Annotated in this window: 16 protein-coding genes; 1 reads left to right on the plus strand and 15 read right to left on the minus strand. The window is 64.1% G+C overall.

Annotated features, from left to right (window positions below):
• Nucleotides 1–2 precede the first annotated feature (2 nt).
• The 15 genes from QYH69_RS05205 to QYH69_RS05275 all read right to left on the minus strand — a co-directional run bounded on the left by QYH69_RS05205 (nucleotide 3) and on the right by QYH69_RS05275 (nucleotide 19,703).
• Nucleotides 3–947 carry a D-alanine--D-alanine ligase gene (locus tag QYH69_RS05205; RefSeq protein ID WP_308830816.1) on the minus strand — a complete coding sequence of 315 codons (945 nt, stop codon included), beginning with the start codon at nucleotides 945–947 and terminating at the stop codon, nucleotides 3–5.
• Nucleotides 944–2,341 (minus strand): UDP-N-acetylmuramate--L-alanine ligase, encoded by a 1,398-nt coding sequence (gene murC, locus QYH69_RS05210; RefSeq protein WP_308830817.1) that lies wholly within the window; start codon nucleotides 2,339–2,341, stop codon nucleotides 944–946. The genes QYH69_RS05205 and murC overlap by 4 nt, the downstream gene beginning before the upstream one ends.
• On the minus strand, nucleotides 2,338–3,477 hold the full coding sequence (murG, locus tag QYH69_RS05215; RefSeq protein ID WP_308830818.1) for an undecaprenyldiphospho-muramoylpentapeptide beta-N-acetylglucosaminyltransferase: 1,140 nt from the start codon (nucleotides 3,475–3,477) through the stop codon (nucleotides 2,338–2,340). Before murG ends, murC begins: the two co-directional genes overlap by 4 nt.
• Complete coding sequence (gene ftsW / locus QYH69_RS05220; protein ID WP_308830819.1) at nucleotides 3,474–4,778, minus strand: putative lipid II flippase FtsW; 1,305 nt, start codon at nucleotides 4,776–4,778, stop codon at nucleotides 3,474–3,476. The genes murG and ftsW overlap by 4 nt, the downstream gene beginning before the upstream one ends.
• Nucleotides 4,775–6,289 (minus strand): UDP-N-acetylmuramoyl-L-alanine--D-glutamate ligase, encoded by a 1,515-nt coding sequence (gene murD / locus QYH69_RS05225; RefSeq protein WP_308830820.1) that lies wholly within the window; start codon nucleotides 6,287–6,289, stop codon nucleotides 4,775–4,777. The genes ftsW and murD overlap by 4 nt, the downstream gene beginning before the upstream one ends.
• Nucleotides 6,290–6,311: 22 nt before the next feature.
• Nucleotides 6,312–7,397, minus strand: coding sequence for a phospho-N-acetylmuramoyl-pentapeptide-transferase (gene mraY, locus QYH69_RS05230; RefSeq protein WP_308830821.1), 1,086 nt, complete (start codon nucleotides 7,395–7,397; stop codon nucleotides 6,312–6,314).
• Between the two features lie 92 nt (nucleotides 7,398–7,489).
• Nucleotides 7,490–8,917 (minus strand): UDP-N-acetylmuramoyl-tripeptide--D-alanyl-D-alanine ligase, encoded by a 1,428-nt coding sequence (gene murF / locus QYH69_RS05235; protein WP_308830822.1) that lies wholly within the window; start codon nucleotides 8,915–8,917, stop codon nucleotides 7,490–7,492.
• On the minus strand, nucleotides 8,914–10,473 hold the full coding sequence (locus QYH69_RS05240) for a UDP-N-acetylmuramoyl-L-alanyl-D-glutamate--2,6-diaminopimelate ligase (RefSeq protein ID WP_308830823.1): 1,560 nt from the start codon (nucleotides 10,471–10,473) through the stop codon (nucleotides 8,914–8,916). The genes murF and QYH69_RS05240 overlap by 4 nt, the downstream gene beginning before the upstream one ends.
• Nucleotides 10,470–12,416, minus strand: a complete 1,947-nt coding sequence (locus QYH69_RS05245; RefSeq protein ID WP_308830841.1) for a penicillin-binding protein 2 — start codon at nucleotides 12,414–12,416, stop codon at nucleotides 10,470–10,472. Before QYH69_RS05245 ends, QYH69_RS05240 begins: the two co-directional genes overlap by 4 nt.
• Nucleotides 12,416–12,787, minus strand: a complete 372-nt coding sequence (ftsL, locus tag QYH69_RS05250) for a cell division protein FtsL (RefSeq protein WP_308830824.1) — start codon at nucleotides 12,785–12,787, stop codon at nucleotides 12,416–12,418. The genes QYH69_RS05245 and ftsL overlap by 1 nt, the downstream gene beginning before the upstream one ends.
• The gene (gene rsmH, locus QYH69_RS05255) at nucleotides 12,784–13,737 is read right to left on the minus strand and encodes a 16S rRNA (cytosine(1402)-N(4))-methyltransferase RsmH (RefSeq protein WP_308830825.1); all 954 of its coding nucleotides are present in this window, start codon (nucleotides 13,735–13,737) and stop codon (nucleotides 12,784–12,786) included. The genes ftsL and rsmH overlap by 4 nt, the downstream gene beginning before the upstream one ends.
• Nucleotides 13,738–13,752: 15 nt before the next feature.
• Nucleotides 13,753–14,181: a division/cell wall cluster transcriptional repressor MraZ gene (gene mraZ, locus QYH69_RS05260; RefSeq protein ID WP_075158241.1), complete on the minus strand. Its 429-nt coding sequence runs from the start codon at nucleotides 14,179–14,181 to the stop codon at nucleotides 13,753–13,755.
• Between the two features lie 438 nt (nucleotides 14,182–14,619).
• Nucleotides 14,620–15,285 (minus strand): 2-polyprenyl-3-methyl-6-methoxy-1,4-benzoquinone monooxygenase, encoded by a 666-nt coding sequence (gene coq7, locus QYH69_RS05265; protein ID WP_308830826.1) that lies wholly within the window; start codon nucleotides 15,283–15,285, stop codon nucleotides 14,620–14,622.
• 295 nt (nucleotides 15,286–15,580) lie between these two features.
• A complete protein-coding gene (locus QYH69_RS05270; RefSeq protein WP_308830827.1) occupies nucleotides 15,581–17,254 on the minus strand; it encodes a long-chain fatty acid--CoA ligase in 1,674 nt (557 codons plus the stop codon).
• Nucleotides 17,255–17,576: 322 nt separating this feature from the next.
• Nucleotides 17,577–19,703, minus strand: a complete 2,127-nt coding sequence (locus QYH69_RS05275) for a molybdopterin oxidoreductase family protein (protein WP_308830828.1) — start codon at nucleotides 19,701–19,703, stop codon at nucleotides 17,577–17,579.
• A gap of 294 nt (nucleotides 19,704–19,997) precedes the next feature.
• On the opposite strand from QYH69_RS05275, the gene QYH69_RS05280 reads away from it, so the two are divergent.
• Complete coding sequence (locus QYH69_RS05280; protein WP_308830829.1) at nucleotides 19,998–21,194, plus strand: M20 aminoacylase family protein; 1,197 nt, start codon at nucleotides 19,998–20,000, stop codon at nucleotides 21,192–21,194.
• The last annotated feature ends 197 nt before the right edge of the window (nucleotides 21,195–21,391 follow it).

The following is a 21,391-nucleotide window of genomic DNA, read 5'->3' on the forward strand; positions in this document are numbered from 1 at the left end:
GTTCAGTCTTTCAGCGTCAGCGACAGAATCTTCACGACCAGCTCCGAATAGCTGATGCCGACCGCGCGCGCCGCTTTCGGCGGCAGCGAGTGATCGGTCATGCCCGGCGCCGTGTTCACTTCCAGGAAATACGGATTGCCTTCGGCGTCCATCATGAAATCGGCGCGGCCCCAATCGGTGCAGCCGAGCACGTCGAACGCACGGCGCGACAGCGCCTTGAGCCGCTTTTCTTCGGCCGCGTCGAGACCGCACGGAATCAGGTACTGCGTGGTGTCGGCGATGTACTTCGCGTGGTAGTCGTAGAACTCGCCGGCCGGCACGATGCGGATGATCGGCAGATCGAGATCGCCGCACACGCACGCCGTGTATTCGCCGCCGCCTTCGATGCTTTTTTCCACGACGACGATCCTGTCGTACTTCGCCGCTTCCTCGAGCGCGGCGACGAGCGCATCGGCCGCCTTCACCTTGATCACGGCCACGCTCGAGCCTTCGCTTGCCGGCTTCACGAAGAGCGGCAAGCCGAGCTTCGCGATGATGTCTTGCGCGCGCGCGGCGTAGTCATCGCCGCGCAGCACCGCTTCGAACGGCGGCGTCGGCACGCCGAGCTGCTGCCAGACGAGCTTCGTGCGGAACTTGTCGAGCCCGAGCGCCGAGCCGAGCACGCCGCTGCCGGTGTAACGGATGCCGTAAAAATCGAGCGCGCCCTGAATCTGGCCGTTCTCGCCGTAGCCGCCATGCAGCGCATTGAATGCGCGCACGAAGCCTTCGTCTTTCAGCGCCGCGAGCGGCCGTTCGGACGGGTCGAACGGATGCGCGTCGATGCCCGCTTCGCGCAGGCCCTGCAACACGAGACGGCCGGAGTTCAGCGACACTTCGCGCTCGGCGGACTCACCGCCGAGCAGCACGGCCACTTTTCCGAAGTCTTTCGGATCGAAACTGCTGCTCATTTCACACCTTCATTTGCTGCGGCCAACCGGCCCGGCACACCGCCGATCGATCCCGCACCCATCGTGATCACCACATCGCCCGCGCGCACGACGGCGGCGAGCGCTTCCGGCACTTCATCGACCGTTTCGACGAACACCGGTTCGATCTTCCCTGCAACGCGGATCGCGCGCGTGAGCGCACGTCCGTCCGCCGCGACGATCGGCGCTTCGCCGGCCGCATAGACTTCGGTCAGCACGAGCGCATCGACGGTCGACAGCACCTTCACGAAGTCTTCGAAGCAATCGCGTGTGCGCGTAAAGCGATGCGGCTGAAATGCGAGCACGAGCCGCTTGTCGGGAAACGCGCCGCGCGCGGCCGCGATCGTCGCGGCCATTTCGACCGGGTGATGTCCGTAGTCGTCGACGAGCGTGTACGCGCCGCCGTGGGTAACCGGCACCTCGCCATACCGTTGAAAACGCCGGCCCACGCCATTGAATTCCGCAAGCGCTCGCTGGATATCGGCATCTTTCACTTCGAGTTCAGTCGCAATCGCGATCGCCGCGAGCGCGTTCTGCACGTTGTGCGTGCCGGGCAGGTTCAGCACGATGTCGAGCGGCGCCGCGTCTTCGCGCATCGCGGTGAAATGCATCTGGCCTTCGCGCGCGACCACGTTGACCGCGCGCACTTGCGCATCGGCCGCGAAGCCGTAGCGGATGATCGGCTTCGACACGAACGGCAGAATCTCCTTCACGTTCGGATCGTCGACGCACAGCACCGCGATGCCGTAGAACGGCAGCCGATGCGTGAATTCGATGAACGCCTGCTTGAGCCGCGCGAAGTCGTGGCCGTAGGTGTCCATGTGATCGGCGTCGATGTTCGTGATCACTTCGATCACCGGAAACAGATTGAGAAACGACGCATCCGATTCGTCCGCTTCGGCCACGATAAAGTCGCCGGTGCCGAGGCGCGCATTCGCGCCCGCGCTGATCAGCCGCCCGCCGATCACGAAGGTCGGGTCGAGGCCGCCCGCGGCGAGCACGCTTGCGACGAGCGAAGTGGTGGTGGTCTTGCCGTGCGTGCCCGCGATCGCGATGCCCTGCTTCAGGCGCATCAGCTCCGCGAGCATCACCGCGCGCGGCACGATCGGGATGCGGCGATGACGCGCCGCGAGCACTTCGGGGTTGTCGCCGCGCACGGCCGTCGACACGACGACCGCATTTGCGCCTTCGATGTTTTGCGCATCGTGCCCGATCGCGATACGCGCGCCGAGCGCGGCGAGGCGCTCGGTCACCGCATTGCGCGCGAGGTCCGAGCCGCTCACCTGGTAGCCGAGATTGACGAGCACCTCGGCGATGCCGCTCATGCCGGCGCCGCCGATCCCGACGAAGTGAATATGTTTGACGATATGTTTCATTGCTGACTTCCTTCCGGGAGCGCGCTCTGCGCGAACCCCGCTACGGTCGCGCAAATCTGCGCAACCTGTTCGGTCGCATCGGGCTTCGCGAGCGACCGTGAACGCTTTGCCATTTCCGCGAGCGTCGCGCGCGACTGGCCGCGCAACCAGTCGGCCAGCTGCTCTGCCGTCAGATCGCGCTGCTGCACGACGACAGCGGCGCCGTTCCCGGCAAGAAACGCCGCGTTCGTAGTCTGGTGATCGTCGACGGCAAACGGAAACGGCACGAAAAACGCGGCGACGCCGACCGCCGCGATTTCGGCGACCGTCATCGCGCCCGAACGGCAGATCACGAGGTCCGCGTTCGCATACGCGCTTGTCATGTCGTCGATAAACGGCAGCACCTGCACGTCGTCTGCGCTTGTGCTTCCGACCTGAATACCTGCTGCTGCATAGTTCGCGCGCGCTGCGTCGATATGTTTCGCGCCCGCCTGATGCACGATGCGCGGCCGTTCGTGCGCAGCGAGGCGCGCCAGCGCATTCGGCACGACTTCGTTGAGGCCCGCAGCGCCGAGACTGCCGCCGACCACGAGCACATTCAGAGGACCGCTTCGCGATGCGTACCGTGCTTCGGGTGCCGGCACGCGCGCAAGTTCCTCACGAATCGGATTACCGGTCCATTCCGCATCCGGCAGCGCATCCGGAAACGCGACGAGCACGCGTTTGGCGAGCTTCGCGAGCACCTTGTTTGCAAGACCCGCAATCGAATTCTGTTCGTGCAGCACGAGCGAGCGGCCCGACAGCCACGTCATCACGCCCGCGGGAAACGTGATGTAGCCGCCCATGCCGAGCACGACATCGGGCTTCACGCGACGCAGCACGGCGAGGCTTTCCGAACATGCGCGCAACAGGTTCACGGGCAGCATCAGCTTCGTTTTGATGCCTTTGCCGCGCACGCCGCCGAAGCGCACGAATTCCATCGGGATGCCATGCTTCGGCACGAGCGTCGCTTCCATTCCGGCCGGGTTGCCGAGCCACACGACGCGCCACCCCCACGCCTGCATCAGGTGCGCGACCGCGAGCCCCGGGAACACGTGTCCCCCGGTGCCGCCGGCCATCACCATCAGCGTGCGCGGATCGGTCGCGAGTCGCGTCATACCTTCCCTCCGCGCATCAGCACCCGGTTTTCGTAATCGACGCGCAGCAGCACGGCAATCGCAAGGCAGTTGAGCAGAATGCCGGAGCCGCCGTAGCTGACGAGCGGCAACGTCAGGCCCTTGGTCGGCAGCAGGCCGAGATTGACGCCCATATTGATGAACGTCTGCGCACCGAACCAGATGCCGATGCCTTTTGCTACCAGGCCCGCGAACGTGCGGTCGAGCGCGAGCGCCTGACGGCCGATCTCGAACGCGCGCCGCACGATCCAGTAGAACAGCAGGATCACGACCATCACGCCGACAAAGCCAAGTTCCTCGCCGATCACGGCGAGAATGAAGTCGGTATGCGCTTCGGGCAGATAGTTGAGCTTCTCGACGCTGCCGCCGAGGCCCACGCCGAACCACTCGCCGCGGCCGAACGCAATCAGCGAGTGCGTCAACTGATACGCCTTGCCCTGCGCGTAGCGGTCGTCCCACGGATCGAGGTACGCGAAAATCCGCTCGCGGCGCCACGGCGACGCCCATACGAGCAGCGTGAATGTACCGAGCGCGGTGGCCACCAGTCCGCCAAAGATCTTGCCGTTCACGCCGCCGAGAAACAGCACGCCCATCGCGATCGCGGCGATCACCATGAATGCGCCCATATCGGGCTCGAGCAGCAGCAGCATGCCGACGACGCCGACCGCGAAGCCCATCGGCAAGAAGCCTTTCGCGAAGCTATGCATGTACTCCTGCTTGCGCACCGTGTAGTTCGCCGCGTAAATCGTCACGGCAAGCTTCATGATTTCCGACGGCTGCATATTCGTGATGCCGAGCGGAATCCAGCGGCGCGCGCCGTTCACGCCTTTGCCGATATGCGGAATAAGCACGATCACGAGCGCCGCGAGCGCGAGCAGAAAAAGCTTCGGCGCGTATTTGTCCCACGTCGAGATCGGAATGCGAAACGTGACGATGCCGATCACGCCGCCAAGAAACACATACAGGATCTGCCGCACGAGAAACGCGTAGTCGCGGTACGACGCGTATTTCGGCGAATCGGGCATCGCGATCGACGCCGAATACACCATGACGACGCCGAGGCCGAGCAGCGCGACGACGACCCACAGCAGCGAATGGTCGTAGTCGAGCATGCGCGAGCGCAGCGGCCGCACACCGTTGACGGCGCTGGCGAGCCCGCCCGCGATGCCGCGGCCGGAGGCCGTGCTATTCGTTGCGCCGCTCATGGCGCCCGCCGCTTTTCCGGCGGCGACCGAGCCGCGCTGCCCCGAGAGGCGCGATCCGAAGCGTTCCGACCAGCTCATATCATCGTCCCCCGTTCGGCGGCAATTTCTTCGACCGTGCCGCGGAACACCTCGGCGCGATGCGCATAACCCTTGAACATATCGAAGCTCGCGCAGGCGGGCGACAGCAACACCGCGTCGCCCGGCTGCGCGAGGGCGCTCGCCGCGCGCGTTGCTTCTTCGAGCGTCGCATGATCGGCGAGCGCAATGCCGGTATCGGCGAGCGCTTCGCGAATGCGCGGCGCGTCGCGGCCAATCAGCATCACTGCGCGGCACCAGCGCGTGACGGGCGCGGCGAGTGGTTCGAATTCCTGACCCTTGCCGTCGCCGCCGGCGATCAGCACGACGCGCTGTGCGAGGCCGTCGAGCGCGGCGACCGTTGCACCGACGTTCGTGCCTTTGCTGTCGTCGACGTAATCGACGCCGTCCAGCGACGCGATCAGTTCGACGCGATGCGGCTCGCCGCGGTATTCGCGCAAGCCGTGCAACAGCGGCGCACCCGGCAAACCGATCGCGCGCGCCAGCGCGAACGCGGCCAGCGCGTTCGCCGCGTTATGCAAGCCGCGGATGCGCAGCGCGTCGGCCGGCATCAAGCGCTTCAGCGAGACGTTCGGCGGCGTCGCGCTTTCAGCCTTGCGGCGGCGCGATGGCGCGGGTTCCTCGGCGGCATCGCGGTCTTCGCCTTGGACGAGCCACAACATGCCGTTATCGCGCAGCAAGCCATAGTCGCCGTCGCGCGCCGGTTCGTTCAGGCCGAACGTGACCACTTGCGCCGCGCTGTCCGCCGCCGGCGCGAGCGCCATCACGCGCGCATCGTCGCGGTTCAGCACGCGCACCGTGTTCGCACCGAAGATGCGGCCCTTCGCGGCCGCATACGCATCGAGGCCGCCGTGCCAGTCGAGATGGTCCTGCGTGATGTTCAGCACGGCGGCCGCGTGCGGCGCGAACGTATGTGCGGTTTCGAGCTGGAAGCTCGACAGTTCGAGCACCCAGATGTCGGGCAGCGCGGTGTTGTCGATCGCTTCGCTCAGTTTGTCGAGTGCGGCCGGGCTGATGTTGCCCGCCACCGCGACTTTCTTGCCCGCGCGCGCGCATAGCAAACCGGTGAGGCTCGTCGTCGTGGTCTTGCCGTTCGTGCCGGTAATCGCGAGCACCTTCGGCGCGTAGCCGCTTTCGCCGAGCGTCTGCAGCGCCTGGGCGAAAAATTCGAGTTCGCCCCACACCGGAATGTCGCGTTCGCGCGCAGCCGTGATCAACGGCAGCAAATTGGCCGCGAGCGGCGACAGCCCCGGGCTGATCGCAACGAGTTCGACGCCCTCGAGCAACGCCGTCGAAAATGCGCCGCCGACGAAATCGGCGTCGACCTGATGCGCCTCGAGCGCGGACAGGTTCGGCGGCACTTCGCGCGTGTCGGCTATGCGCAGGCGGCAACCATGCCGCGCGCACCAGCGCGCCATCGCGAGGCCCGATTCACCGAGCCCCAGCACGAGCACCATCGGCTTTTGCCGATCCCGAAACTTCTCGCCGAACATCGCTTGCTTTCCTTTGTGCTGCCTAGCGCAACTTGAGCGTGGACAAACCGAACAGGCACAACATCAACGTGATGATCCAGAAACGCACGACCACCTGCGTTTCCTTCCACCCCGATAACTCGAAGTGGTGATGCAGCGGCGCCATCTTGAAGATGCGCCTGCCTTCGCCGTAACGGCGTTTCGTATATTTGAACCACGTGACTTGCAGCATCACGGAAAGCGTTTCGGCGACGAAGATGCCGCCCATGATGAAAAGCACGATCTCCTGGCGCACGATCACCGCGACGGTGCCGAGCGCGCCGCCAAGCGCGAGCGCGCCGACGTCGCCCATGAACACCTGCGCCGGATGCGTGTTGAACCAGAGAAACGCAAGGCCCGCCCCGCCGATCGCGGAACAGAAAATCAGCAACTCGCCGGCGCCCGGTATATGCGGAAACAGCAGATATTTCGAATAGACCGAACTGCCCATCACGTACGCGAACACGCCGAGCGACGCGCCGACGAGCACGACGGGCATGATCACGAGGCCGTCGAGACCGTCGGTGAGATTCACCGCGTTGCTCGCGCCGACAATCACGAGATAGGTGAGCGCGATAAAGCCCCAGACGCCGAGCGGATAGCTGATCGACTTCAGGAACGGCAGCATCAGGTCGGCGCGCGCGGGCAGGCCCATCGACAATCCGCTGCGCACCCAGGCCATGAACAGGTCGAACACGCGCACGTTGCTCGCCTCGGACACGCTGAACGCGAGATACACGGCGGCGAACAGGCCGATCACCGATTGCCAGAAATACTTCTCGCGCGACGACATCCCGCGCGGATCCTTGTAGACCACCTTGCGATAGTCGTCGACCCAGCCGATCAGCCCGAAGCCGAACGTCACGAGAATCACGATCCAGATGAAGCGGTTGGTCAGATCGGCCCACAGCAAGGTCGACACCGCAATGCCGATCAGAATCAGCACGCCGCCCATCGTCGGCGTGCCCGATTTGACGAGGTGCGTTTGCGGGCCGTTCGTGCGCACCGCCTGGCCGACTTTCATCGCGGTCAGTTTGCGGATCACCCACGGACCGCACACCAGCCCGATCAGCAGCGCGGTAATCGTCAAGTCGGATCGTAGCCATGTCGTTCTGTGAGCCAAGGAGTTGGTAGAATGTTTTGTCTTCCTAAGACCGCTTGGCCTCCGACTTCCTTCTCTTTTCAATGCGCGGCGGGCGTCTCGCCCGCCGCATTGGTTTGTGGACTTGTCAAGGCGTCCACCACGCGCTCCATCTGCATGAAGCGCGAGCCTTTCACCAGAAATGTTGCGGTTGCCGTGTAGCCCGCTTGCTGCAATTGCGCGACGAGCGCGGCGGGATCGGCTGCATGCTGTGCCGACGGACCGTACGCGGCACACGCGTCGCGCGACGCATCGCCGGTCGCGTACAACGCGTCGATGCCGCACTCTTTTGCGTAGGCGCCGATCTCGCGATGAAACGCGGGGCCTTCGTCGCCGGTTTCGCCCATATCGCCCATCACGAGCACACGCGGCGACGGCCGCGTCGCGAGCACGTCGATCGCGGCACGCATCGAATCGGGATTTGCGTTGTACGTGTCGTCGATGACGGTTGCGCCCGCGAGCGCGCCGAGCGCCGCGCGCTTGACTTGCAGGCGGCCCTTCACCGCGCCGAACGATTCGAGCCCGCGTTTGATCGCATCGAGCGCCACGCCCGCCGCGAGCGCGGCGGCCGTGGCGGCAAGCGCATTGCGCGCGTTGTGTGCGCCGAGCACCTGCAGCGTCGCGTCGATCGCGCCTTGCCGCGTATCGATGCGCAGCGTGCGCCCGTCGAAGCGGCCGGTGACGGCGGCTTCGGTCATGCATTCGTCCGTGTTCAGCGCGAAATCGATGACGTCGTTGCCGGTCGCGGCAACGCGCCAGATGCCCGAGTACGGATCGTCGGCCGGGAACACGGCGATGCCGTCGGGCGTCAGCGCATGAATCACGCTCGCATGTTCGAGCGCGACCGCTTCGACGGTTGCCATGAATTCCTGATGCTCGCGCTGCGCGTTGTTCACCACGGCGACGGTCGGCTCCGCGATCTTCGCGAGCAGTTGGGTTTCGCCGGGATGGTTCATGCCGAGTTCGACGACCGCGAGCCGGTGCGCGTCGTTCAGGCGGAACAGCGTGAGCGGCAGGCCGATATCGTTGTTGAAGTTGCCGGCGGTCGCGAGGCGCGCGGCTTCGCCGACCGCGGCCGCGAAGATCGACGCGATCATTTCCTTGACCGTCGTCTTGCCGTTGCTGCCCGTGACCGCAACGAGCGGCATCGCGAAGCGGCGGCGCCAGCCGCGCGCGAGCGCACCGAGCGCGACGCGCGTATCGGCCACGCGTAGCGCGGGCACGCGCCAGTCGGCCGGACTGCGCGTGACGAGCGCCGCGTTCACATGACGGTTCGCGACGTCGGCGAGGAAGTCGTGTGCGTCGAAGCGCTCGCCCTTGAGCGCGACGAACAGATCACCGGGGCCCGCGGTGCGGCTGTCGGTCGACACGCGGTCGAACGTGACCGAATCGTCGCCGAGCACGGTCGCACCCGGAATCAGCGCGGCGGCTTCACGCAGCGAAAGCATCGCTTTACCTCGCTCGCTCATTCGCCACCTCCGCGCGCTTGCGTTGCACGCGCGGCAAGCGCGAGCCGTGCATGATTCTGATCCGAAAACTCGCGCTTCTTGCCCATGATTTCCTGTGTGGCTTCGTGCCCCTTGCCCGCGAGCACGACCACGTCTTCGCGCGCGGCGCTGCGGATCGCCTGCAGGATCGCGCTCGCGCGGTCTTCGATGCAGCGCGCCTTCGACGGCTGCGTCATGCCGGACACGATCTGATCGATGATCGCTTGTGGATCTTCGCTGCGTGGGTTGTCGCTCGTCACGACGAGCGCGTCGGCGCTGCGTTCCGCGATCGCGCCCATCAGCGGGCGTTTCGTCGCATCGCGATCGCCGCCGCAGCCGAACATGCAGACGAGTTCGCCGCCACGCGCCTGCGCGATCGGGCGCAAGGCGGCAAGCGTCTTTTCGAGCGCATCCGGCGTGTGCGCGTAATCGATCACGACGAGCGGCTCGTCGTTCTGCAGACGGCCGCCGAGGCGCTGCATGCGGCCGTTCACCGGTTCGAGCTGCGCGATTTGCTCGAGCGCGGCGTCGAATGGCACATTGGCCGCAAGCAGCGCACCGAGCACGCCGAGCAGATTGCTGACGTTGAACGCGCCGAGCGTGCCGACTTCGACGTCGGCGCTGCCCCAGTCGGAGACCAGATGGAACGCGGTGCCCATCGCGGTAGCGCGCACGTCGCTTGCGATCAGCGCCTGATCAGCGAGCAGCGCGCTGACGTCGGGCGAACCGATGCCGCCTTCGAGCGAATACGCGATCGTGCGCGCATGCCCTTTCGTGCTGGCAATGAGGCGCCGGCCCGCGTCGTCGTCGGCGTTGATCACGGCGACGCGCAATTCGGGCCATTCGAACAGACGCGCCTTCGCCGCTTCGTAAGCGGCGAACGTGCGGTGATAATCGAGGTGGTCCTGCGTCAGGTTCGTGAACACCGCGATGTCGAATTTGGTGCCGTTCACGCGCCCCTGATGCAGCGCGTGCGACGACACCTCCATCGCAATCGCCTGCGCGCCGTCGTGATGCAATTGCGCGAGGCTGCGCTGCAGCTGCGGCGCATCGGGCGTCGTAAAGCCGGTGTGAACGAGATGCCCGGGCATGCCGCTGCCAAGCGTGCCGATCACGGCGCACGGCACACCGTGCACCGACAGCGCAGTGGCAATCCATTGCGTGCACGATGTCTTGCCGTTCGTGCCGGTCACGCCGATCACGCGCATCGCGTCGCTCGGGTCGTGATACCAGGCGCTTGCGATCGCGCCCGCGAGTTCGTTCAGCGCGGGCACCGCGTGCGCGATGGCGGCAGCGGGTTTCGTCGTCGCGAGGCCTTCCGGCTGGTACAGAACCGCGGCGGCGCCGCGCTCGATCGCCTTGTCGATAAACGGCCGGTTGTCCGCGCCTTCGACTGCATAAGCGAGAAAAGCATCGCCGCTCGCGAGCGAACGCGTATCGGCATGCAGTTGCGCATCGGGCTTGACGTGCGTGCGCAGCCACGCGAGCGCGTCGTCGATCTGCGCGCGCGCCGGATCGGAGAAACGCAGCGCGCTCATCGCACGACTCCCGGGTGTTCCTTCGCGTTGCTCGAGATCGTCAGCTTCTTCGCAGAGGTGCGCGTCGCGATTTTCGCGGCAAACTTCTTTGCGTGGCTCGACGCGACGACGTTCTTCGTTACGCCCTTCGCTGGATTCTTCGCGCCGCCGGCCGCCACGTCGCCATTGCTTCCGGCGGACGCCACGTCCTCGGTCTGGTTCGTGTCGTCCGACACGACCATCTGCTTGATCGGCATGTCGGGCGGCACGTTCAGCGAACGCAGCGTGTCGCCGGCGATCGCCGAGAACACGGGTCCCGATACCTGGCCGCCGAAGTGGCTGCCCGCGGTCGGCTCGTCCACCGACACGGCAATCACGACGCGCGGATTCGGCATCGGCGCCATGCCGACGAACGACGCGCGGTACTTCGATTTGTCGTAACCCCGGCCCGAATGTTTGTACGCGGTGCCGCTCTTGCCGCCGACGCGATAGCCGGGCACTGCCGCGTCCGGCGACGTGCCGGCCGGCGACACGACCGCTTCGAGCATCGTGCGCACTTCGCGCGCGGTAGTCGGCGAAAACACCTGCGTGCCGGGGGCAGGCTGGTCGCCCGGCGTGCGGAAAATCGAAATCGGCATGAGGTGGCCGTCGTGCGCGATCGCGGTGTACGCGCGTGCAAGCTGGAACAGCGACGCCGACAGGCCGTAGCCGTATGACATCGTCGCCTGCTCGATGCGGCGCCAGCTCTTCCATGGACGCAACCGGCCCGCCGCCGCGCCCGGAAAGCCGACCTTCGGCGCCTGGCCGAGACCGATGCTGGTATACATGTTCCACATCTCTTCGGGCTTGAGCTGCATCGCGATCTTCGTCGCACCGATGTTGCTCGACTTCTGGATCACGCCACCGACCGTCAGCACGCCGAACGCGCTGTCGTCAGTGATCGTTGCGCCGTCGAGGACAAAGCGTCCCGGCCCCGTATCCACCAGTGTAGTCGGCGACACGCGATGCAGATCGAGCGCAAGCGATACCGTGAACGGCTTCATGATCGATCCCGGCTCGAACACGTCGGTGAGGATGCGGTTGCGCAGCTGTTCGCCCGTCAGGTGCGAGCGGTCGTTCGGGTTGTAGGTCGGGTAATTGACGAGCGCGAGCACTTCGCCCGTGCGCACGTCGACAACCATCGCGGCGCCCGCTTTCGCCTTGAATTTCTGCACCGCCGCTTTAAGGTTCGCGTAAGCGATGTATTGAATCTTGCTGTCGATCGACAGTTCGACATCCTTGCCGTTGTGCGGCACGACGGTTTCGTCGACGTCTTCGACGATATGACCCATGCGGTCCTTGATCACGCGGCGGCTGCCCGACATGCCCGCGAGCAGTTTCTGATCGCCGAGCTCGACGCCTTCCTGGCCTTCGTCCTCGACGTTCGTAAAGCCGATCAGGTGCGCGGTGATCTCGCCTTCCGGATAGAAGCGCTTGTATTCGTTGCGCTGGTAAATGCCGGGAATGTCGAGCGCCGCGACTTGCGCGGCGACGTCGACCGGCACCTGGCGCTTCACATAGACAAACGTTTTGTCTTCGGACAGTTTCGTGCGCAGCTCTTTGTCGGACATATCGAGCAGCTTGCCGAGCTGATGCAGCTTGTCCGCGCCGAGATCGTCGGGCACCGACTCCGGAATCGCCCAGATCGCGCGCACGGGCAGGCTCGTGGCGAGCACGAGGCCGTTGCGGTCGAGAATCTTGCCGCGCGTTGCCGGCAGTTCGATGGTGCGCTGATAGCGGCTTTCGCCCTGCTTCTGATAGAACGCGTTGCCCGGGCCCTGGATCCAGAACGCGCGCCCGGCGAGCGCAACGAACGCCATGAAAAGCATGAACACGACGAGCTTCGAGCGCCACATCGGCAGGCGCACCGAGAGAATCGGATTCGCGGAAAACGCGACGCTCTTGCGATTCGACGATTTCTTCATCATCGCGCGCCTCCGCGTGAGCCGTCGGCTCGCGCCGCTTTCGCGTCCGCAGGCGTCGCTGCCGGCGCCGACGTCGGAATCGGCGTGTCCTCGGCCGTCGCTGTGCCGGGGTCGAGCTGCACGTATTGCGTGCGGCCCGTCGTGGCCTGCTGCATCTTCAGGGAATCAGTCGCGATCTGCTCGATACGCGACGTTTTCGACAGCGCGCTCTGCTGATATTGAAGCTGCGAATAATCCTGCTGCAGCTGACGCTCCTGCGACTGCGCACGCTGCAGCTGGATAAAGAACTGGCGCTGCTGGTTCGTCGCGTTCACGACGGAAAGGGCACAGCCCATGACGACGATCAGCAGGAAGATATTGAGGCGGTTCATGGCGCGATCCGCTCCGCGACGCGCATCACGGCGGAACGGGCGCGCGGATTGGCGGCGACTTCGGCGTCGCTCGCGAATACACGGCCTAGCAGTTTGAATGGAGGGCTCGGCAGGTCGACGGCACGAATCGGCAGGCGGCGGTCGACCGCAGGCGCAGTGGACTGCGCCTGCATGAATCGCTTGACGATGCGATCTTCGAGCGAATGAAAGCTGATCACGACCAGCCGCCCCCCTTGCTCCAGCAGCGACGACGCTGCCTCTAGAACGACTTGCAGCTCCGCAAGCTCTTGATTGACGTGAATCCGTATAGCCTGAAAGGTGCGGGTTGCCGGGTCCTTACCCTTCTCACGGGTTTTGACGGCGTTAGCCACGATTTGGGCAAGCTCGCCCGTGCTTGCGAGAGGCCCAAGACGTTCGGACTCTGCCCGGCGAGCAACAAGCGCCTTTGCAATCTGAACAGCAAACCGTTCTTCCCCATAATCTCTGATCACCTCCGTCAGTTCCTGCAACGTGGCCCGCGCGAGCCAATCCGCGGCGGATTCGCCGCGCGTCGGGTCCATTCGCATGTCGAGCGGGCCGTCGGCGCGAAAACTGAAACCGCGCTCGGGGTCGTCGACTTGCGGCGACGACACGCCCAAATCCAGCAATACACCCGACACACGCCCTACCCCGCGCGACGCCAGCGCGTCGCGCAGTGATGCAAAACTCTGATGCACGATTTCGAAACGCGGATCGGTAATGCCTTGCGCCGTTTCGATCGCAAGCGGGTCTTTATCGAATGCGATCAGCCGGCCTGCCTCACCGAGCCTGCCCAACACCGCCCGACTGTGGCCGCCGCGCCCGAACGTGCCGTCCACATAGACGCCGTCCGTGCGCGTAACCAGCGCGTCGACCGCTTCCTCCAGCAGCACCGTGCGATGCTGCAACTCCTTTCCCATCGCAGGTGCCATGTCGATCACCCGCGGTCAGAATGTGAAGTTCTTCAGCGCTTCGGGCATGCCCTGCGCCATCGCCGCCTGTTCCTTCGCGTTGTAGGTCTGTGCGTCCCACAACTCGAAGTGACTTCCCATTCCTAACAACATCACGTCTTTTTCGAGCGAGCCGGCGATACGCAACTCCGGCGACACGAGCACGCGCCCGGCCGTATCGAGTTCGACGTCGGCCGCGTTGCCGAGAAAGATCCGCTGCCACCACTTCGCTTCCATGGGCAGCGCGGCGATTTTCGTGCGAAAGACCTCCCACTCGGGGCGCGGAAACAGCAACAGGCAGCCGTCCGGGTGCTTGGTAATCGTCACCCGGCCTTCTGCCTGTCCTTGCAGCGCATCCCGATAGCGAGCCGGGATGGACATCCTCCCTTTCGCATCGAGTGTCAGCGCCGACGCCCCTTGGAACACTTCACTCCCCTTTGTGAGGGCGTTGTAAGACGCCGCCCCATTTCGAAAACTTACCCGAAATACGCGGGTAGATCACACAAAAATACACTTTCTCACACTGTCTCCCACTTTAGAGGAACCCCCACCATGGGTCAAGGGAGGCGGGCCGATTTTTAACGAATTTTGTTTGCTAGAACAAGGACTTAGCGACGGTCCTTCAAGTCAGACGTAAACGGGAAAATCGTTATAAATGAATCAGATAGTGGAACTTGTGAAGGTAGTACTTGAGAAGTAGGGTGAAAAAGCGCGGTTTTGCGGGGCGTATGCGGTGCGATCCGGCGTGCAAAGCGAACAACTACGCGGATATGGGCGGTGGAGGTCGAGCGAGGTTCAGGCAACGTGAAAGGACGGCGTGGTAGACGCCGTCCTCACGGCGATTTCAAGGTGAAGAGGCAAAGACTAAATGCGGTATGCGGTTGTCGTCATGATTTTCGACGCCGCACGCATCAGCGCGCGTGCCGGAAACGGCAGTTCGACACCGCCTGCGTCCATCGCGGCTTTACCATGCGCCGCTTCGTCGGCGCGCATCTGCTCGACGACGGCCCGCGATTCGTGGTCCGCGGCGGGCAGCGCTTCCATGTGGCCGTTCAGATGTTGCTCGACCTGACGCTCGGTCTCGGCCATGAAGCCGAGGCTCACGCGATCGCCGAAACGGCCTGCGGCAAAGCCGATCGCAAGCGCCCCTGCGTACCACAGCGGGTTCAGCAGACTCGGGCGCGAATCGAGCGCTTCGAGGCGCTTCGAGGTCCACGCGAGGTGATCTTCCTCTTCGCGCGCCGCGTTTTCGAAAGCCTGCTTCAACGCGGGCGAACGCGTTGCGAGCTTTTGCGCCTGATACAGCGCCTGCGCGCAGACTTCGCCGACATGATTGACGCGCATGAGCCCGGCCGCGTGCGCGCGCTCCTGCGCGGTCATCTCGACGCGTTCGGCGGAATCGGCCGTGCCAGCTGCCTCGGCGGGCTCAGCCGGCCGAGCCGGCAGCGGCATCGGGCGGCTCATTCGCGACACGCCTGTCATCGATCGCAGACCGCGATCGAACTCGGTAATCCAGTCGTCAAGCACCATCCTGCTCCTCCAGTCAGCCGATCGCCCGAATGCCGCCGCGATCGGTGCATTCGAGCCCTTAAAACAAGGGGTTTTGGTAGCCAGGTGCTGATTTTAGACCATGTTGCTTAAAGGAAACAGCAGCAAACAGCGCGGGAATCCGCCGCACGCGGCGCGAAGCGGTGCAAACGGGTTCGTGTGTGCCGCGATTTTTCTTTGCGTATAAAACTTTCGCATTCCCTGGAGATCGCCGCGAAACAGAAAGAGGCGCCTGTTCCGAATGCGCCTCCTCGTTCGGCCGGGTCGCGCGGGCGTCCTAGGCGCGACCGTCGCGCAGTTCGCGCCGCAGGATCTTGCCGACATTGCTCTTCGGCAATTCCTTGCGGAACTCGACGATGCGCGGCCGCTTATAAGGCGTGAGCTGGTCCTTGCAGAACGCGATGATGTCGGCATCGGTGAGCTTTTCGTCCTTCTTCACGACAAAGAGCTTCACGGCTTCGCCGCACTGCACGTCGGGCACGCCGACCGCCGCCACTTCGAATACGCCCGGATGCTTCGCGACCACATCCTCGACTTCGTTCGGATAGACGTTGAAGCCCGACACGAGAATCATGTCCTTTTTGCGGTCGACGATCTTCACGAAGCCGCGCTCGTCCATGAGCCCGATGTCGCCCGAGCGCAGAAAACCGTCCGCGGTCATCACCTTCGCGGTTTCGTCGGGACGGTTCCAGTAGCCGGCCATCACCTGCGGGCCGCGAATGCAGACTTCGCCCGGCTGACCGAGCGGGACGTCGTTGCCGTCGTCGTCGCGAATCGCGATTTCCGTCGATGACACCGGCAAGCCGATCGTGCCGTTGTATTCGGTCGCCGTCACCGGGTTGCAGCTCACCGTCGGCGATGTCTCCGACAAGCCGTAGCCCTCGATGATCGGCGTCTTCGTCCGCTCGAACCAGCGTTCGGCGACGGCTTTCTGCACGGCCATGCCGCCCGCATTCGCGACCATCAGGTTCGAGAAGTCGAGCTTGTCGAAATCCGGATGATTGAGCATTGCGTTGTAGAGCGTGTTGACGGCCGGCAGTGTCGTGATGCGGTAGCCCTGCAGGGACTTGATCATGCCGCCGATATCGCGCGGGTTCGGAATCAGCACGACAAGGCCGCCCTGACGGATCGGCATGAGCCCGCAGACCGTCAGCGCGAACACGTGGTAAAGCGGCAGCGCGGCCACCGTGACCGTTTGCGTGACGTCGGGCCGCGCGGCGCGGGCCGGCTCGTGCCAGGCCGCGGACTGCAGCACGTTCGCGATGAGATTGCGATGCGTGAGCGTCGCGCCCTTCGATACGCCGGTCGTGCCGCCCGTATATTGCAGAAACGCGATGTCGTGCTGGCCTTGCTGAACAGGTTTGAACGTCGCGCGCGCGCCTTGTGCGATCGCGTCGTTGAAGCGCACATGGCCAGGCAGGCTCCACGCCGGCACCAGCTTCTTCACGCGCCGCACGACGAAATTGACGATGTGTCCTTTCGGGCCCAGCAGATCGCCCATCGCCGCAACGATCACGTGCTTGATCGACGTGTTGCGGACCACCGCCTGCACGGTCGCCGCGAAATTTTCGAGCACGATGATCGCCTGCGCGCCGCTGTCCTTCATCTGATATTCGAGCTCGCGCGGCGTATAGAGCGGATTGACGTTCACGACGACATAGCCCGCACGCAGAATGCCGGCCAGCGCAATCGGATACTGCAGCACATTCGGCATCATGATCGCGATGCGCGCGCCGCGCTCGAGCCCCTTCGACTGAAACCACGCACCGAGGCGCCGCGACAGTTCATCGAGTTCGCCGTAGGTGATCGCTTTGCCCATGCACGCGAATGCGGGCTTGTCGCGATACAGGCGGAAGCTTTCCTCGAGAAGATCGGCCACCGATTGATACTGCGTCGGATCAATTTCCGCCGGCACTCCGGGTGGATACGATTTCAGCCAGATCTTCTGCATACGGTGTTTCTCCGGTCCCATGCGCAATGGTTTGATTTTGCTGCTTTTTTTGACTGATCGTGTGAAGGGCAGCGCATCGTAGCACGCGCTTTTCCGCACTTTATTTCGGGTAACCACCGGTTTAGACGATGTCCTCGAAACGGAAGAACACGCTGCCCCGGGCTGTCATTCCGTGAGGATCGTGAGCGCACGCATATATATAGGCACAGGAACGGCGGATGGGCGGCAGTTCCGTATGCCTCATGCGCGTTTGATGCGCTGGGCCGGACCTCATCGCTTCCGGCGCAGCGCAGGTTGTCCGGATGCCGCCCGGATCGATGCGTTATGCGCGTTCGACCTCGACCAGACAGTCGTAGAAGGTCGCCGAGCCGCCGAGGTCTGTCAGCGCCTGGCTCGTTACCTGATTCGCGTTGCGGCCGTCCGGCGCGAGTTTCTTCCACCAGATCGACAGGCCGACGACGAGTCCTTCGCGCGCCTTGTCGGTCACGCGGGCGCGCGCCTGCATCGAGCCGCGATCGTTGAAGATGCGCACCCGCGCGCCTTCGTCGATGCCGCGGCGCCTCGCGTCGGCGGGATGGATGTCGAGATGCGGTTCGCCTTCGGTCGACCGCAGGCTTTCGACGTTGACGAAAGTGCTGTTCAGGAAGTTGCGCGCCGGCGGCGAAATCATCGCGAGCGGGAAGCGGGACGCGAGGTCAGGCGCGTTTTCCGCGGACTCGTACGGCGGCAAGTAGTCGGGCAGCGGATCGAGGCCCTGTTGCGCGAGCCGTTCGCTGTAAAACTCGCATTTGCCCGACGGCGTGCGAAAGCCGCCTGCCGCGAACGGCGCGTCCGGCACCTGCAGTTTCGCCCAGCCGGCGCGCTTGAGCGTCGGCCAGTCGACTCCGGCGAGCGCGGCATCGTTCCAGTGAAAGGCCGCGGCGGCCACTTCTTCATCGGTTTCGAAGAGCGCCGGCTCGGTAAGACCCATGGCCCGCGCGATGCCGCGGAAAATCTCGGTATTCGGCTTCGCGTCGCCGACCGGCGCAATCGCCGGCAGGTTCGCCATCACGTGCGTGTGGCCGTACGACTTGTGAACGTCGAGATGCTCGAGCTGCGTCGTAGCGGGGAGCAGCAGGTCGGCGTAGTCGGCGGTGTCGGTCTGGAAATGCTCGAGGACGATCGTGAAGAGATCTTCGCGTGCGAAACCGGCGGCCACGCGCTCCGAATCGGGCGCGACCGCGACCGGATTCGAGTTGTAGACGACGATTGCTTCCACTTTCGCGCCGAATGGCGGAATGCCGTGGGCGTTGCCGGGTTTGCTGGTTTTGCCGGCGTTGCTGTCGTCGCCCGGATGCAGCAACGCGTCACCGATTGCATTCATATTGATGACGCGCGACGGCGCCGACGGCCAGCCCGGCATCAGATCGGGCCGGGCCAGCGCGAACGAATCGACCGGCGCCCATCCCGAGGACGACAACAGCGCGCCGCCCGCGCGCTCGCGCCATGCGCCGGTCAGCGATGGCAGACACGCAATCGCGCGCACCGCGTTGCCGCCGCCGCGCACACGTTGCACGCCGTAGTTGAGTCGGATCGCGGCTTTGCGAGTGTTGCCGTAAACGCGTGCCAGTTCGATGATCTCCGTTTTTTCCAGGCCGCAAATCTGCGCGACGCGTTCGGGCGTGTAGGTCAGCGCGCGGGCCTTCAACTGCTCGAAGCCGAACGTGTGATCGGCAATGTAGGCGTGGTCGAGCAGATCTTCGGTGATCAGCACGTGCATCATGCCGAGCGCGAGTGCGCCGTCGGTGCCGGGCTTCAGCGCAATGTGCTGATGGCATTTTTCAGCCGTGAGCGACCGGTACGGGTCGATCGCGATCAGGCGCGCGCCGTTGCGCTTGGCCTCTTGCGCGCGTGTCCAGAAATGCAGGTTCGACGCGATCGGATTGGAGCCCCAGATCAGGATCAGTTCGCTTTCGGAGAAGAACTCGGTGAGCATGCCCAGTCCTGCACCGTATGTATATTTGAGACCCGCGGACCCTGCGGACGCGCAAATCGTGCGATCGAGCTGCGACGCGCCGAGCTTGTGGAAGAACCGTTGCGCAATGCTGTCGCCCTGCACGAGGCCCATCGTGCCCGCATAGCTGTACGGAACGATCGCCTCCGGTGCGCGCGCCGCGATGTCGGACAGCTTCGCGGCTGCCAGTGCAAATGCTTCGTCCCATGTGATCGGCTCGAAGCGCCCTTCGCCCTTTTTGCCGACCCGCTTCATCGGCGTGGTCAGGCGGCTCGCATGGTGGACCCGGTCCGCATAGCGGCTGACCTTGGTGCACAGCACGCCCTGCGTCGGCGGATGGTCGGGATCTCCGGTTACCTTGATCGCACGTCCGTTTTCGACGGTCACGCGCATGGCGCAGGTATCCGGGCAATCGTGCGGGCAGACCGCGCGGGCGAATTCGGCAGGAGCGCTCATGGAATTGGGGGCCTTCTCTTTCGAATGCGTGGGATTCGTGGTGCGGGATGCGGGTCCCGCGTGCTGATGCATTTGCTTTCGCACGTTGCGCCGGTACTACGCGCCTGAAAGGTCGATTTTATTATGTCCGCCTGCGATACAGGGGTCCGCGCGAGGTCGGCCGCCGGGTTCGCGTCGTCGGCGGCCGCGCTGTCGGGAATATCGATCGGCGTAGAATCCAATCATTATCGGGCGCCGATGATGCACCGTCGCCGCTCGCTCAGATCACTTCCGGCAGCTAGCGCACCTTTCATCATGAAACTTATCCCTGAAATCCAGTCCGCGCATGGCGAAATTCAGTCACTTCGACGAACGATTCATGCCAATCCCGAACTGCGCTATGAAGAGACCCATACCTCCGATCTCGTGGCGAAGACGTTGTCGGGTTGGGGAATCGAAGTCCATCGTGGCCTCGGTAAAACCGGGGTCGTAGGCGTGTTGAAGCGCGGCAATGGCACGCGCTCCATTGGCTTGCGTGCCGATATGGACGCGTTGCCGATTCTCGAGCTCAATACATTCGATCACCGTTCCCGCAACGACGGAAAAATGCACGCCTGTGGACACGACGGGCACACGGCGATGCTGCTCGGCGCCGCGCGCTACCTCGCAAAGCATGGCGACTTCGACGGCACGATCGTGTTTATCTTTCAGCCGGCCGAAGAAGGCGGCGCGGGCGCGAAGGCAATGATCGACGATGGGCTCTTCACGCGATTTCCTGTCGATGCGGTGTTCGGCATCCACAACTGGCCGGGCTTGGGTGCCGGACACTTCGGCGTGACCGAGGGGCCGATCATGGCGTCGAGCAACGAATTCCGGATCGAGGTGAAGGGGATCGGAGCGCACGCGGCTTTGCCGCATAACGGACGCGACCCCGTCTTCACCGCGGTGCAGATTGCGAATGGCCTGCAGGGCATCATCACGCGCAACAAGAAGCCGATCGATACGGGGGTTCTGTCGATCACCCAGATTCATGCCGGAGATGCGGTCAACGTGGTGCCGAACGAAGCGTGGCTCGCCGGAACCGTGCGCACATTCACGACGCAAACGCTGGATATGATCGAGTCGCGGATGCAGAAGATCGTCGGGAGCATTGCCGAAGCGTATGAGTGTTCGGCCAAGCTGACGTTTCGGCGCAATTATCCGCCGACGGTCAATACTCGCGAAGAGACGAGGTTTGCGGCAATGGTGATGAAGGAAATCGTCGGGGCAGAAAACGTCGTCGATCCGATCGAGCCGACGATGACCGCTGAAGACTTCTCGTTCATGCTGGAAGCGAAGCCGGGATGCTACGCGTTCCTCGGCAATGGCGATGGCGAACATCGCGAGATGGGCCACGGCGATGGGCCGTGCATGCTGCACAACGCGAGCTATGACTTCAACGATGAGTTGCTGCCGGTGGGGTCGACGTATTGGGTGCGGTTGGCGCAGCGGTTTCTGGCGCGTGAAGCGTGATGCTTTGTTAGTTTGACGCGTTACGCTGGCTGTGAGGTTGAATGATTAGTTCAGTTCAATTCAATTCAATTCAGTTCGCTTCTGGCGCTTCGCTGAATTTTAGCCGGGCTGTAAACGCATCAACCCCGCCTGTGCGGGCGGGGTTGATGTTTTCAGCTGAGGGGGAGCCTGACGATTACCTACTTTCACACGGGCAA

Source organism: Paraburkholderia sp. SARCC-3016 (genome assembly GCF_031119615.1).
Classification (GTDB): domain Bacteria; phylum Pseudomonadota; class Gammaproteobacteria; order Burkholderiales; family Burkholderiaceae; genus Paraburkholderia.